The organism is Clostridium pabulibutyricum (assembly GCF_058242705.1).
Map to the genome: position 1 here is coordinate 274,433 of NZ_JBZAYZ010000001.1, position 15,071 is coordinate 289,503.

Annotated in this window: 18 protein-coding genes; 17 read left to right on the plus strand and 1 reads right to left on the minus strand. The window is 34.6% G+C overall.

Annotation, left to right across the window (positions count from 1 at the left end; translation table 11 throughout):
- Positions 1-58 precede the first annotated feature (58 nt).
- The 17 genes from AC4CVH_RS01340 (at position 59) to AC4CVH_RS01420 (ending at position 14,273) form a co-directional block, all read left to right on the plus strand.
- Positions 59-1,525 (plus strand): UDP-N-acetylmuramoyl-L-alanyl-D-glutamate--2,6-diaminopimelate ligase, encoded by a 1,467-nt coding sequence (locus AC4CVH_RS01340; RefSeq protein ID WP_490785913.1) that lies wholly within the window; start codon positions 59-61, stop codon positions 1,523-1,525.
- 63 nt (positions 1,526-1,588) lie between these two features.
- Entirely contained in the window at positions 1,589-2,998 is a 1,410-nt protein-coding gene (locus AC4CVH_RS01345; protein WP_490785914.1) for a UDP-N-acetylmuramoyl-tripeptide--D-alanyl-D-alanine ligase, read from the plus strand.
- 30 nt (positions 2,999-3,028) lie between these two features.
- Complete coding sequence (mraY, locus tag AC4CVH_RS01350) at positions 3,029-3,982, plus strand: phospho-N-acetylmuramoyl-pentapeptide-transferase (protein ID WP_490785915.1); 954 nt, start codon at positions 3,029-3,031, stop codon at positions 3,980-3,982.
- A 54-nt stretch (positions 3,983-4,036) separates the two neighbouring features.
- The gene (gene spoVE, locus AC4CVH_RS01355) at positions 4,037-5,155 is read left to right on the plus strand and encodes a stage V sporulation protein E (protein ID WP_490785916.1); all 1,119 of its coding nucleotides are present in this window, start codon (positions 4,037-4,039) and stop codon (positions 5,153-5,155) included.
- Positions 5,156-5,343: 188 nt separating this feature from the next.
- Positions 5,344-6,117 (plus strand): cell division protein FtsQ/DivIB, encoded by a 774-nt coding sequence (locus AC4CVH_RS01360; RefSeq protein WP_490785917.1) that lies wholly within the window; start codon positions 5,344-5,346, stop codon positions 6,115-6,117.
- A 12-nt stretch (positions 6,118-6,129) separates the two neighbouring features.
- Positions 6,130-6,858 (plus strand): DUF881 domain-containing protein, encoded by a 729-nt coding sequence (locus tag AC4CVH_RS01365; RefSeq protein ID WP_490785918.1) that lies wholly within the window; start codon positions 6,130-6,132, stop codon positions 6,856-6,858.
- Between the two features lie 20 nt (positions 6,859-6,878).
- The gene (locus AC4CVH_RS01370; RefSeq protein WP_490785919.1) at positions 6,879-7,223 is read left to right on the plus strand and encodes a small basic family protein; all 345 of its coding nucleotides are present in this window, start codon (positions 6,879-6,881) and stop codon (positions 7,221-7,223) included.
- Between the two features lie 10 nt (positions 7,224-7,233).
- Complete coding sequence (locus tag AC4CVH_RS01375; protein WP_490785920.1) at positions 7,234-7,965, plus strand: DUF881 domain-containing protein; 732 nt, start codon at positions 7,234-7,236, stop codon at positions 7,963-7,965.
- 154 nt (positions 7,966-8,119) lie between these two features.
- Complete coding sequence (locus AC4CVH_RS01380; protein WP_490785921.1) at positions 8,120-8,788, plus strand: YggS family pyridoxal phosphate-dependent enzyme; 669 nt, start codon at positions 8,120-8,122, stop codon at positions 8,786-8,788.
- 52 nt (positions 8,789-8,840) lie between these two features.
- Positions 8,841-9,299 carry a cell division protein SepF gene (locus tag AC4CVH_RS01385; RefSeq protein ID WP_490785922.1) on the plus strand — a complete coding sequence of 153 codons (459 nt, stop codon included), beginning with the start codon at positions 8,841-8,843 and terminating at the stop codon, positions 9,297-9,299.
- An 18-nt stretch (positions 9,300-9,317) separates the two neighbouring features.
- On the plus strand, positions 9,318-9,584 hold the full coding sequence (locus AC4CVH_RS01390) for a YggT family protein (protein ID WP_490785923.1): 267 nt from the start codon (positions 9,318-9,320) through the stop codon (positions 9,582-9,584).
- 1 nt (position 9,585) lies between these two features.
- Positions 9,586-10,365: a YlmH family RNA-binding protein gene (locus tag AC4CVH_RS01395; RefSeq protein WP_490785924.1), complete on the plus strand. Its 780-nt coding sequence runs from the start codon at positions 9,586-9,588 to the stop codon at positions 10,363-10,365.
- A gap of 17 nt (positions 10,366-10,382) precedes the next feature.
- Positions 10,383-11,045, plus strand: a complete 663-nt coding sequence (locus AC4CVH_RS01400) for a DivIVA domain-containing protein (protein WP_490785925.1) — start codon at positions 10,383-10,385, stop codon at positions 11,043-11,045.
- A gap of 68 nt (positions 11,046-11,113) precedes the next feature.
- On the plus strand, positions 11,114-12,196 hold the full coding sequence (aroB, locus tag AC4CVH_RS01405) for a 3-dehydroquinate synthase (RefSeq protein ID WP_490785926.1): 1,083 nt from the start codon (positions 11,114-11,116) through the stop codon (positions 12,194-12,196).
- 18 nt (positions 12,197-12,214) lie between these two features.
- On the plus strand, positions 12,215-12,910 hold the full coding sequence (locus AC4CVH_RS01410) for a 5'-methylthioadenosine/adenosylhomocysteine nucleosidase (RefSeq protein ID WP_490785927.1): 696 nt from the start codon (positions 12,215-12,217) through the stop codon (positions 12,908-12,910).
- A 3-nt stretch (positions 12,911-12,913) separates the two neighbouring features.
- Positions 12,914-13,366 (plus strand): signal peptidase II, encoded by a 453-nt coding sequence (gene lspA / locus AC4CVH_RS01415; protein ID WP_490785928.1) that lies wholly within the window; start codon positions 12,914-12,916, stop codon positions 13,364-13,366.
- Positions 13,356-14,273 carry an RluA family pseudouridine synthase gene (locus AC4CVH_RS01420; protein ID WP_490785929.1) on the plus strand — a complete coding sequence of 306 codons (918 nt, stop codon included), beginning with the start codon at positions 13,356-13,358 and terminating at the stop codon, positions 14,271-14,273. The genes lspA and AC4CVH_RS01420 overlap by 11 nt, the downstream gene beginning before the upstream one ends.
- Before the next feature lie 25 nt (positions 14,274-14,298).
- Here AC4CVH_RS01420 and AC4CVH_RS01425 read toward each other — a convergent pair whose 3' ends face one another.
- Positions 14,299-15,063, minus strand: coding sequence for an exodeoxyribonuclease III (locus tag AC4CVH_RS01425; protein ID WP_490785930.1), 765 nt, complete (start codon positions 15,061-15,063; stop codon positions 14,299-14,301).
- Positions 15,064-15,071: the final 8 nt, after the last annotated feature.

Sequence of the window (15,071 nt, forward strand, 5' to 3'; positions counted from 1 at the left end):
ATGTGTATAATGATTATGGTTAGAATATAGTGTGCATTTAAATTGAGGAGTGATTTGTTTGAAATTGGATATCATATTGCAGGGAATAGATTATGAACTGCTGCAGGGGAAAGATGATATAAATATAGAGAGCATACAGTATGACTCAAGAAAAGTTAAAAAAGGGGATATATTTGTGTGCATAAAGGGCTACGAGACAGATGGACACAAGTATGCAGAGGCTGCTTATCAAAACGGAGCTCTTGCTGTTGTATGTAGTGATGAAATTCAAGGACTGCCGGGTTGCACGATTGTAAAAGTCAAAGATTGCAGAAAAACTTTGGCGCTTGCAGCATCAAACTACTATGAAAAACCTGCATCCAAAATGAAAATAATAGGTGTTACAGGTACAAATGGGAAGACAACGTGTACTTTCATGGTGAAATCAATTTTGGAAGAGGCAGGATATAAAGTTGGACTTGTGGGTACTATTGCAAATTATATAGGACACAAGAAACTTTATTCGGAAAGAACAACTCCTGAATCTCTTGAACTTCAGAAGTTGTTTTTCGAGATGGTGAATGCAGGTGTTGACTACTGCATTATGGAAACGTCATCGCATTCGCTTTACCTTGACAGGGTATATGGAATCAAGTTTTCGCAGGCCATATTTACAAATCTCACACGAGATCACCTTGATTTTCATAAGACCTTTGAAAATTACTACAAGGCAAAACTAATCCTTTTCCAGAATACATCAAATTCAGTGATAAACATGGATGACAGCTATGGAAAGAGGATATATGAAGACGCATGTGGAAGTAAGACTGCGTATTCCATTGAACAAGAAGCTGATCTTACAGCTTCAAATCTTGACATGCACTCAAGAGGTGCAAGTTTTGATGTGACATATAAAGGTGAAAAAAAGCATATAAATTTAAATATACCGGGTAAATACAATGTCATGAATGCACTGGGTAGTATAGGTGCCTGCATTGGAGAGGGAATAGAAATGGATACTGTGAAAAGAGGCCTTGAGAAGATGCTTTCGGTACCTGGACGATGTGAAATAGTAACGCATGGATATAATATTGGATTTGAGGTTATAGTTGATTATGCACATACTCCGGATGGACTTGAGAACATACTTAAAACCGCAAGAGAGTTTACAAAAGGAAGACTTATAGCAGTATATGGATGTGGTGGAGACAGGGATAATACCAAAAGACCTATAATGGGTGAGATAGGTACAAAACTTTCCGATATTGCATTTATAACTTCGGACAATCCAAGAACCGAGGATCCAATGAAAATTATAAATCAGGTAGTGGAAGGCGTCAAGAAAAATAACTACAAAGTCATTGAAAACAGGAGAGAGGCTATAGAAGAGGCAATTAAAACTGCAAAACAGGACGATGTGATAGTTATAGCAGGAAAAGGACATGAGGATTATCAAATACTTAAAGAAGGCAAGATACATTTCGATGAGAGAGAAATAGTAAGTGAGATTATTGAGAAACTTGGGATGAAAAAAGAGGTTGAATAAAATAACACTAGAATAAGTTGAAAGTGATGAAGGATCATCGTTTCAGAAAGGGGAGTGCAGTTCTTGGAATATATGAGTTTTGATGATATTTTAAGGGCAGTAAACGGAAAAGTAGCATTAAAGGGAATTTATGACGGATTCAATAAAATAAGTACTGATACGAGAAAAATAGAAAAAGGTGACATATTCATAGCATTAAAGGGAGAAAATTTTGATGGAAATAACTACGTGAAGCAGGCAAGCGAGAAAGGTGCATGCATGTGTATAGTCGACAAGATTAAATTCGAGAAGTCGGACATATGTAGAAATACTACAGTTGTGGAAGTTCGTGATACGGGCAAGGCACTTCTTGACCTTGCAGAATTTTATAGGAGTATCCTTGATATAAAGGTTGTAGGAATTACAGGATCTGTGGGAAAAACATCAACAAAGGACCTGGTGGCAGCTGCTCTCAGTGGTAAGTTCAGGGTGTTCAAGACAGAAGGAAATTTTAATAATGAAATAGGACTTCCGCATATGATATTCAAGCTTGACAATAGCTACGACATTGCAGTTCTTGAAATGGGAATGAACGGACTTGGAGAAATACACAACATGGCAAAGGCTGCCAGACCGGATGTTGCACTTATTACCAACATAGGCACTGCACATATTGGAAAATTAAAATCAAGAGAAAACATACTTAAGGCTAAAATGGAGATAACGGATTTTTTTTCGGAAAAGAATGTACTTGTAGTAAATGCTGATAATGACATGCTTTCAAAAATTAAGAACAATACATTTCCATACAAGCTCAGGACAGTTGCAATGAATGAGAAATCAAACATATCTGCATTTAATGTGAAGGTTATGGAGGAATCCGTTGAATTTTATGTAAAAGAAAATAATAGGATAACGGAAGAAAAGATAACTGCGGCTGTTCCAGGAAAGCACAGTGTAATGAATGCACTTTTTGCTGTATGCACAGGAAGAATTTTTAATCTTGGATATGATGAGATAAGAGATGGGTTTAAAAAGCTTGAGACAACTAAAATGCGCCTTGAGATTATTCATGGAAAAAAGTTCAGCATAATAAATGATTCCTACAATGCAAATCCGGATTCAATGATAGCTGCCCTTGATGTACTTGAAGAATCGTCTGGGAAAAGGAAAATAGCTGTGCTTGGTACGATGAATGAACTTGGAGAAGACTCAGAGAAACTCCATAAGAAAATAGGTGAATATGCTTCAAAAAAGAATATTGATCTTCTTGCAGTACTTGGAGTACACAAGGAAGATTATAGAGATGGTTTTGAGAGTTTCAAGAGGAAAAAAAATGAAGGCAAAGTTGTTGAATTTCGCGATTATGAAAGTCTTGTAAAATTTTTAAAGGAGAAATACATTCAAAAGAATGATGTAATACTTGTCAAGGCTTCAAGATCCATGAAATTTGAAAATATAGTGTTGGAATTGAAAAAAGGTATGAATAATTAGGAGGTGTAGGTGCTCTTTTGGAGCATGTTTATGTATATATTAATTTATCCCGTATTAATAGCATTTTTTATAGCAATTTTAATTGGAAAGATTGCGATTCCGCTGCTGCACAGGTTGAAATTTGGACAAAGTGAGAGAGAAGAGGGTCCAAAGAGTCATCAAAAAAAAGCAGGAACTCCTACAATGGGAGGAATAATATTTATAGTAGCTGCGGTTATAACAATGTTTATAATAGTAAAAAATCCAGGAGACGAGTCAATGGTGGCGCTTTATTCACTTGTGGCTTTTGGGGTGATAGGCGCTGTAGATGACGGGCTTAAAATACATAGAAAAAGAAATCTCGGGCTTAGGGCATATCAAAAAATGCTTTTGCTTCTCATATTTTCCTGTATTTTTGCATACTATTCAATGAAAAGTCCGCAGATAGGAACAAGCATAATAGTTCCTTTTGCAGACATAAGTATTGATCTTGGGGTGCTCTATATACCGTTTATAGTAATATTTTTTGCAGCTACTACTAATGCAGTTAATCTTACAGATGGACTTGACGGACTGGTATCTTCAATAACACTTTTGGTGATGACGTTCTTTGCAATTGTAAGTTTTGCCATGGGACATGTAACTCTTGCAGTATTCTGCGGAATTATAGCCGGAGCGCTTCTCGGATTTTTAAAATTCAATGCATTTCCGGCACAGGTATTCATGGGAGATACAGGTTCACTTGCACTTGGAGGAGCTGTTGCTGCTGTTGCAATGATACTAAAATTGGAATTATTGGTTATAATAGTTGGTGGAATATATGTTTTGGAAACACTTTCGGTAATAATACAGGTTGCAAGTTTCAAGTTGACAGGAAAGAGAGTATTCAAGATGAGTCCGATACATCATCATTTTGAACTTTCAGGCTGGCATGAGACAAAGGTTGTATCTGTATTTTCAATAATTACAGTTATACTTTGCCTTATAGGATTTCTATCATTCTAGAAAGTACAGAGCACATACATGTCAACTGCAGTAATTTGGTAGGAGGATATATCTATGTACAAATTGAACAAAAAGCTGGGATCTATAGATTTTATACTGTTTTCAACTATAATGCTTCTTATAGCAATTGGAGTTGTCATGGTATACAGTGCCAGCTCGTATATGGCTTTCTTTGATAAGAACATACAGGATAGTACTTATTACCTGAAAAGACAGGGATTGTGGGCTATAATAGGGACTGTTGTAATGTTTACAGCGATAAAATTTGATTATCACAAGATAAAGAAATATACTAAATTTTTTATGTTGGTTACAGTAGGTCTTCTTCTAGTGGTGTTTGCATTTTCTGCAACGAAAGGTGCACAGAGGTGGATAAAATTTGGATCTTTTGGACTTCAGCCTTCTGAAATAGCAAAATATATAGTTGTCCTTTATATGGCAAAGAGTATTGAAGCAAAGGGAGGAAGAAAGATAGAAAGTTTCCTGTATGGAATACTTCCGTACCTTATTGTGTCTGGGTTTTATGCAGGACTGGTACTTGCAGAAAAAAATCTCAGTATAGCTGCAGTAATTATGATAGTTACCCTTATTGTGCTTTATTCTGCAGGTGCAAAGACAATACACATGATTGGAGTTGTAATTGCAGTGGCTGTATGCGGTATTGCAGGTATAATTCTTGAACCGTATAGAATGGCCAGATTTACAAGCTTTTTGAATCCATGGGCGGATCCAAAGGATAAGGGGTATCAGCTTATCCAGTCACTTCTTGCCATGGGTTCTGGTGGAATATGGGGAGTGGGACTTGGAAGGTCGAGGCAGAAGTGCTACTACATACCGGAACCACATACTGACTTTATATTCTCGATAATAGGAGAAGAACTTGGCCTTATAGGGTGCGTAGTCATAATATCACTTTTTATAGTACTTATATGGAGAGGCATTGTTACGGCAATGAAGGCAAAAGACATCTATGGAACTATTCTTGCAACGGGAATAACTTCGGTAATTGCAGTTCAGGCTATAATAAACATAGCTGTTGTTACAGGATCTATGCCTGTAACGGGGGTACCACTTCCCTTTATAAGCTATGGAGGGTCGTCACTGCTTTTTAACATGGCGGCGGTAGGGGTACTTTTAAACATCTCGAGGCAAAGCCGAGAATATTCAGTATGATTATTTCAGACAACTTTCTGATTTATAAAATAAGGACCTGGATGTGCATTTTATACACGTCTCGGGTCCTTTATAAATTTTTTATAAACTGTTTATAAAATTAATATTAATTTTAATGAAATTAGTTTTATTAAGTGTTAATATATATGATGTAAGATATAAGTAAATTATTACAAGTTGGTGTGAACATGAGTAGAAATTCAAACAATACAGATAATGAACTGATAATTACCAGAAGAAAAAAAATAAGGATTAAAAATGGAATGATTTTATTTATATTTCTTTTGGCGGTGCTTTGCATATTGGCTGTAAAGCTTCCTTATTTTGCTATAAAAAATGTTGAGGTTTTCGGAAACAAAAGTATTAAAAACAGCGAAGTTAAGACTTCCTCAAAAATATATAAAGGTAACAACATTTTTTATATCAATTTATATGAGGCGAAAAAGAATATACTTGAGAATCCATATATAGGAAACGTGTCGATAAAAAGAAAATTGCCGTCCACTATAGTCATAAACGTAGTTGAAAGAAATGCAGTATACTATGTTGAGTATGATTCTAAGTTTTATATAATAGACAGTAACGGAGTTCTTCTTGAAAAGAAAGCATCCATTAAAAATATGAATCTTGTAGAAATAAAAGGAGTTAATGTATCGGGATGTGAAATTGGAAATGAAATAAAGGACAAAAACACGCGAAAAATTGATACTTTAAAAACTATAGGAAGTTTGATATCACAGAGCAATGTTTATTTTGGAATTAAGTCTGTGGACGTTTCAAGCTTGATTGATATAAAGGCGTATGTAAATAATATGGCTATAAAATTGGGAAGTACAGATGATATGAGAGGTAAACTCAATAAATCACTGAATATAATAAAACAGCAAAATCTTGCAGATAAAAAGGGATATGTGGATGTCAGGTTCAAGGGTAATCCTGTATTTTCCACTGTAGGCAAGTAGGAGGTTTATAATATGCGTAAGTTGGGTTCAAGTGTAAGTATATTTATTGTATGTATGATATTGGGTTTTATGCTTGCTTATCAATTTAAAATATTAACAAATCAAGGCAATGCCGTTAATATTATAGGAAGTGACAATAGTGATCTGACGGCGGATATTGATAGGTACAAGAAAGAAAAAGAAAAAATGGAATCAAAGGTCAATGACCTTCAAAATAAGGTCAAGGCTTACGAGGATTCTGCAGCAAGCAAAAGTGAATCCACAAAAAACCTTCTCGACGAGCTGCAGGACAGCAGGATACTTACCGGAGAAACCAGTGTTGATGGTCCTGGAGTAGTGATATATATTACTCCAAACAGCAAGATGTTTGGAAATAATATAACGGGGGGCATATCAGATACAATAACGGATAAACACCTTGTGTATATTGTAAATGAACTTAGATTTGCAGGGGCGGAGGCAATATCCATAAATGATATAAGAATTGTATCTGATACAGGCATAAGAACTGCAGGAAATTACATACTTGTAAATGATGATGAAAAAATTTCACCTTCCAGCAGAATAGTAATTCAGGCAATAGGTGACAAAGAACTTCTTTACAAGGATATGAGTTTCCCGGAGGTTTTTTCGGATTTTAAAAATATAGCAGATGTAAAATTTGAAAAAAAAGATAACATACATATTAAAAAGTATAATAAAACGTATAAGTTTCAATATGCTAAGCCGGTTAAAGATTAATTTTAGGAGAGTGTATATAAATGGTAGGTTTTGTAGGTCTTGTATTGGGAATAATAGTAGGTGTAATCTGGAATGTCAATATTCCGGATAAATTTTCACCTTATATGTCCGTGGCCATTCTTGCATGTCTGGATTCGGTTTTCGGTGCAATAAGGGCGAGTCTGTCTAAAAATTTTCAGGCTGATATATTTATATCCGGCTTTTTTGGAAATGCGGTTCTTGCAGCTGCTCTTGCCTATCTTGGAGATAAACTTGGCGTACCTATATATCTAGCTGCTGTAATAGTTTTTGGTGGAAGGATATTTGACAATTTTGCAATGATAAGACGGCTTTTGATTCAAAAGGCAAGGCTTCGCAAACAATGAGGTGCAGTAAATGAAGAATAATGAGGCCAATATATTTTTGCTTATAGCGTCATTTATAATAGGTATACTTATATCTACGAATATAGCCATCACAAAGAATAATGGAAAATCAAAAAAGACTGTATTCCTAAATTCACAGCAGTATCAGGAGGCTTATAACTACAAAAACAAGTTGAGAAATGAAATACTTGGATATATGGGACAGTATAATAATTATGCTGAAAAGCTCAAGAAGTATCAAAATGATGATAAAAATCAGATACAGACCAAGACAAACATAAGCAGGGAACTTGAACAGGATAAGATGATACTTGGAAAGGTTCAGGTTCATGGTCAGGGTATAGAAATAAATATAACAGATGGATTTACAAATGATTCAATGGATGCATTTGAATACCAGATGAGGATAGTACATAATACTGACATTATTCAGGTGATTAATGATTTGAATAATGCTGGAGCAGAGACATTATCGGTGAACGGACATAGAATAATAGATAGAACTGAAATTTATTGCAGTGGTCCATTTTTGAGAATAAATCAGGTTAAAGTAGCGGCACCTTTTATAATTACTGCAATAGGGAATAAAGAAGTCATGTATAATTATATTACATCACCTGAGAGTTATATTGCTATTATGAAAAACAGAAAAATAAATGTCAATGTAAAAAGGTATAATGATTTAAAGATACCGGCATATGATGGAAATTATAGCAGTAAGTTTATGAAAGAGGGCAAATGAATATAAAATTATTTATTTTTTATTAAATTCAGCTAAAATAATGAAGGATTTTTCAATTTAATGAAGAATATTAATAAAGTATATGAGATTTTAGAATAAACTTTTATGTTTAATTGGGTTGAATGCGGCTTATAATGTGAAGGAGACGAGAAGATTGCCAATAAAAGAAAATCTGTATGACATAACTAAAGATTTAGGACGCAATGTGACTTTATTAGCAGTTTCAAAGACTAAGCCTGTGGATTATATAAAGGAAGCTTACTCTTTTGGAATTCGTGATTTTGGAGAAAACAAGGTTCAGGAGCTCATAAAAAAGCAGCAGGAGCTTCCAAAGGACATAAGGTGGCATCTTATAGGACATCTCCAGAGGAATAAGGTCAAGTATATTGTTGGCAGTGTTTACTTGATTCATTCACTTGACAGTGTTAGGCTTTTAGGTGAGATAGAAAAGCAGTACAAGTCAAAAGGATTGTCAGCAGATACTTTGATACAGATAAACATAGGAGAGGAAGAAAGTAAGACAGGTATATTTCTCAGGGATCTTGAGGGCCTTCTGGAGGCATGTGAAAGATGTGGGAATGTTAAGGTCAAAGGACTTATGTCAGTAATTCCAAAGGGCGATGAAGAAAGCTGCAGGGGCTATTTCAGGAAAATGAATTCAATTTTCAATGATCTCAAAAAGAGGAGTTTTAAAAATATAACCATGGAGGTATTGTCTATGGGAATGACTCATGATTATAAAATAGCTGTTGAGGAAGGTTCAAATTTAGTTAGAATTGGAGAAGGAATATTTGGCGAGAGGGATTATTCCCTTAAAAAATAATAATTTTTTTACTAATGGAAAGAATAATTATAAACACAGGAGGGTATTTGAAATGGCAGGTAAAATATTAAACAAAATGATGGGATTTCTTGGACTTGAGGATGATATGGACGATGAAATCGAAGAATCGGAAGGTTTAAAGGCAGACAGAGCTGTAAATGATTTGCAGGATGTTGAACCAGTAATAACTTCAAGAAAACAAAATAAGGTTGTAAGCATACATACTACTATTTCTGCAAAAATTAGAATAGTGAAGCCTACTACTTATGAAGAAGCGGTAGATATATGTGATGATCTCAAAAATAGAAAAATTGTGGTTGTAAATACTACGGGACTTGAAAATAAAGTGGCACAGAGGCTTCTTGACTTTATGGGAGGATCGAGTTATTCACTTGGTGGAGCACTTGAAGAAATAGAAAGAGGGATTTATGTACTGTCGCCTTCGTGTGTTGAAGTTAGCAATGACCTTAAAAATGAACTTTCAGGAAAAGGATTGTTCAATTGGAAATAGAACATATTGGAGGACTATATGATAAGTACTACTTTAAAAATTGCATTAAGTTTGTTGTTTCGTTTCCTGGAATTTGCCATATTGGCAGATGTGGTATTGTCGTGGATAATGCCTGGTAGAAGAGGGGGCCTTGTAGATGTTCTGCATGTTTTTACGGATCCGCTTATGAAGCCGGGAAGAAAACTTCAGGAGAGGATTATGCCAGGCCTTATGATTGACTTTTCGCCTATAGTCGCATTTGTCATAATAGATATACTTAGAGCAGTGGTATTTTATATATTGTAATATGATGGGCAAGAGGGAATTTATAAAAAAACTGGATATTCCACAAACAGCCAGTATATCAAATCTGTATGACAGGATGATTCTTTCAGACAGGATTGGAAAGAGTGTATTTACAGGCGAATTTTATACTCCTAATATATGGACCAGGATTCAAGGTATTCAGGACGAAATAGGCGTTAAAATTGCAAGCTATGGGATATTTGAAGATGCTGAAAGAAGAATTATAGCGTTCGGCAAAAATATTGATATGAAAGAATATCCGATTGATTTAATCAAGATAAGGTTAAGTTCAAAATTTTTCAGATTGCATCATGGAGACTATCTAGGTTCACTTATGTCTTTAGGAATTAAAAGAGAAAAGTTTGGAGATCTTATTTTAAATGACGATGGTAGCTGTTATGTTGCATGTTTAAAAGACATAACCAAATACATAGAAATTAATTTTAAAAAGGTGGGCAACACGCCTTGTACTGTTAAAATCGAAGATGCATGGAAAGATGAGGTTCCAAAGTGTAATTTTAAATTGCAGGAGGTAATTGTTTCTTCAATGAGACTTGATTGTATTGTAGGCGCATTGTCAAAGACGTCAAGAAGTCATGCATGTCAGATTATAAAAAGTGGAAAAGTAAATGTCAATTATTTTGAATGCTGCAAAAAAGATGCTATAATGAATTGTAGTTCTACGTTAACTATAAGAGGACATGGAAAGTTTAAACTTATAGAGGAAGCTGGCACCACGGCAAAGGGTAGAATAAAACTTACTGTGAAAAAATTTATTTAATTTGAGGTGAAAATTAAATGGCAATAACGTCCATGGACATAACCAACAAGGAATTTAAAAAGGCACTTAGAGGCTATAATATTGATGATGTAGATGAATTCTTGGATAAAATTTCGGCGGATTATGAAGAAATATTAAGGGAAAATACAAATTTGAAGGACAAGATTAAGTCTATAGAGGAAAGGCTTGACCATTATAGCAAAATGGAGAACACTATACAAAATACACTTCTTCTTGCACAGAATGCTTCGGAACAGGCCAAGGAAAATGCTAAAAAAGAAAGTGAGCTTATAATAAAAAAGGCAAATGAAACTTCTAAAAGCGTAATTGACAAGGCTCATGGGGATGTTATACAGGTAAATGACGAATTTGAAAGAGTAAAACAGGAGTTCAATAAGTTTAGAACCAGATATAGAAACTTTATGGAATCTCAACTTGAAATGTTTGATGACATGGAAAAAAATTTTGTCAAGAATTATAATATAGGCTATGAAAAAAATGAAGAGCAGCAGTTGAATAAGGAAGAAAACATGCCTATAAAGGAAAAAGAAATTGAAATAATATCTCAAAATGAGGAAAGCGAAGATGGAGAAGTTTCACATGAAGATAGCATTGAGGGAGAACTTAAGGCTAGTGACAGTGAATTGGAGGAAATTAAAAATTTCTTTATAAAAGGATAGTGATTCCACTCTTAGGAGTGGAATTTTTATTAATACAGTATTATAAAATTCTATTATATCGGAGTGATGTGATTTTGAAAAAGATAATGGTAAATATGAGAGATAAGGGTTATGAAGTGTACATAGATAATGAATTAAAAAATTTGTATTATTTTATAGAAGAATATAAATCCAGCGGAAATATATTTATTATTACCGATGACATAGTTTCATCAATTTATGGCGATATTATAGATCAAATTGAGAAAAAATTCAAATGTAAGACTTGGGTTTTGGAACATGGAGAGAAAAACAAAAGTCTTGATACAGTAAAAAAGATATATGATTTCCTTCTTGAAAATAATGCAACTAGAAACAGTACTATCATAGGTTTCGGAGGAGGAATAGTAGGAGATGTTGCAGGATTTGCCGCTTCAACATATATGAGAGAAATAAGTTTTATAAATGTACCTACTACTATGCTGTCGCAAATTGACAGTTGTATAGGTGGAAAAGTGGGATTTAATTACAATGGCATAAAAAATCTTATAGGAAGCTTTTTTAATCCGAAGTTTGTTTATGTATGTCCGGTGCTTCTTAAAAGCTTAAGCAGAAAACAGTTTAAAGATGGACTTGGAGAACTTATAAAATATGCACTTATAGACTCAAGAGAGTTTTTGAACTATATTGATTCAAATTTTGAAAAAATAATAAGTAAAGATGAGGAAGTACTTTTATATATAATAGAAAAGTGCCTCAGTATAAAAAGAGATGTAGTAACCCAGGATTTTAGAGATACTGGTCTTAGGAATATACTTAATTTTGGACACACTGTAGGTCATGCTATAGAGGTATCTTCAAATTTTGACATATCTCACGGCGAAGCAGTTGCTCTTGGGAGTCTTGCAGCTATAAAGCTTTCGGAATACAAATTCAACATATCAGGGAATGTATATGATTTTGTTGTGAAACTTCTTGAAAGACTGGAACTTCCAGTAACTTATAAAATAAACGATTATGACTCTTTTTTAAGTACAATAGGCCATGACAAGAAGAATGATTTAAATATAAGATTTGTTCTCCTTGAGGATATAGGGAAATGCAAAATAAAAATAGATGTTGAGAAGGATGAAATTGTAAAGGCTCTTAAAGAATCTATAGACGTTTTATAAAATTGGAGGAGAATATTTATGAAAATTGGAATTATATCAGCTATGAATGAGGAACTTGCCATGCTTCTTTCAAAAATGGAAGTTGAAGCTGTAAAAAAGAAAGCGAATATGGAATTCAATTCGGGAAGAATAAGCGATAAAAACATAGTTGCAGTTGTATGTGGAATAGGAAAAGTCAATGCTGCTGTTTGTGCGCAGATATTGATAGATGATTATAAAGTTGACAGGGTAATAAATGTTGGAATAGCCGGGGGAGTTGGAAAAAAAGTTTACCCCGGGGATATAGTAATTGCGGACAATCTTGTTCAACATGATATGGATGCAACTGCTTTTGGAGATAAGCTTGGTCAGATACCAAGGCTCGATACTTATGAATTCAAGTGCGATTCAGAAATGATTGACGCTGCAAAGAAGGCGTGTGAGGAGTTTTCAGAAAGAAATAGTTTTGTTGGAAGAATAGTTACAGGTGATCAATTTGTTTCAAGTGCGGGAAAAATAAACTGGCTTCTTGATAAGTTTGATGCCCTTGCATGCGAGATGGAAGGTGGAAGCATTGCTCAGGTTTGTTATTTAAACAGTGTACCATTTGTAGTCATAAGATCCATTTCGGATAATGCCAATAATGGTGCACATATGGAATATGAAAAATTTGCACCTATTGCGATAAAAAATTCAACTGAAATAATCTCACATATGCTTTGTGCCGGGAGGTAGTTGATGGCAATACTTATAATAGCAGTTGGACTGCTTGTTGACAGAATAACTAAACTATGGGCATCAAACAGTCTTTCTGGCTCTTCGGAGATTACGGTTATAAAGAACTTCTTTTCTTTTTTTTATGTGGAGAACAAAGGGGCTGCTTTTAGCATACTTGAGGGAAAGACAGTATTTCTATCTGCCTTTACTATTATTATACTTGTTTGCATAGTAGTATATCTTGTAAAATATAAACCAAACAAGTTTGTAAAGGTAAGTCTGTCATTTATAGTGGGGGGAGCACTTGGCAATTTGATAGACAGAATAAAGTATGGATATGTAGTTGATTTTATATCTGTTCATTATAAAGATGCCTATTATTTCCCAATATTTAATGTAGCGGATATTATGGTGGTGGCAGGAACTTTGCTTCTTGTAGTTTGTTTGTTGAAGGATGAAAAATATGGAAATTAAAAAGTTTTTATTTGAACAGGATTCCGAGGAAAGGCTTGATGTTTTTCTCCATGAGAAGTTTTCGGAAAAGTCAAGGTCGTATATGCAGAAACTTATAGGCGATGGATTTGTGAATGTGAATGGAATACAGAGAAAGAGCAATTACAAGCTGAAGCAGGGTGATTGCGTAAGTGTATCTGTGAGAGACGTTGTGAAGCCGGATATAGAAGCTGAAGATATACCGCTTGACATAATTTATGAAGATCACTATGTGATAGTTGTAAATAAGCCGCAGGGTATGGTTGTTCATCCTGCACCTGGAGCAGGGAGTGGAACACTTGTGAATGCACTTCTGTACCACTGTAAAGGTGATCTTTCAGGCATAAATGGAATTGAAAGACCGGGAATAGTGCATAGAATAGACAAAGATACTTCAGGTATACTTGTGGTAGCAAAGAATGACTATGCCCATAATAAACTTTCACTTCAGCTTAAGGAACATTCCATGACACGCGAATATATGGCACTTGTAGAGGGTATTGTCAAAGATGAAGAAGGAACGATAGACGAGCCAATAGCAAGGCATCCAAAAGAGAAAATCAAAATGGCTGTAGTAAAGGGTGGAAAAAAAGCTGTCACACATTACAGGGTAATTAAAAGGTTCAAAAGTAATACACTTCTTAGGTGCATACTTGAAACAGGAAGAACACATCAAATAAGGGTTCATATGGCATATATTGGACATCCGCTCGTTGGAGATCCTGTATATGGTTATAGGAAGCAGAGGTTCAATTTGAATGGACAGCTTCTTCATGCAGGAAAACTTGGTTTTATACATCCGGACACTGGCAGGTATGTTGAATTCGAATCCGATATACCTGAGTATTTCAAGAGAATTATAAGTATTATAAGTAAAGAAACGACCTGAGCAACTTAAAACTCAGGTCGTTTCTTTACTTTTGTATTTCAATCATAACAGGGCAGTGGTCTGATCCTGTTATATCAGTGAGTATTTTTGCGTCTTTTACAAATGGAAGAAGGTTGTTTGACACAAAATGATAATCTATCCTCCATCCGGCGTTTCGTTCACGTGCTTTGAATCTGTAACTCCACCATGAATATTCTATCTTGTCTGGATTTATATGCCTGTAGCTGTCTGTATAGCTGTTTTCTATGAATTTATCTATCCAGTTTCTTTCTACCGGCAAAAATCCTGATCTTTTGGAATTTGCTTTTGCATTTTTTATATCCATTTCGGTGTGAGCAGTATTGTAATCACCGCATATTATGAGTCTTTTGCCGCGGGATACTAGCTGGTTGCAAAATTTTAGCACGGCATCATAGAATTTAAGCTTGTATTTAAGACGTTCTTCGCTCATCTGTCCGTTTGGAAAGTATATGTTTAGTATTGTGAAAAAATCGTATTCCAGTATAAGAAATCTTCCTTCCATGTCGAACTCGGGAATACCTATGGAATGTCCTACAGATATTGGTTTTAATTTTGTGTATGCACAGACACCGCTGTATCCTTTTTTATCTGCAAAACTGAAATAAGAGTGATATCCGTCTATATTCTTTATTTTACTTTCAAGAGTTTCATTTTGAAGTTTGGTTTCCTGTATGCAGACTATATCAGGACTTTCTTCATCCATCCATTCAAAAAAATTCTTTTTGCATATTGCTCTCAGCCCATTTACATTCCATGAATAAATTTTCATATAAAACC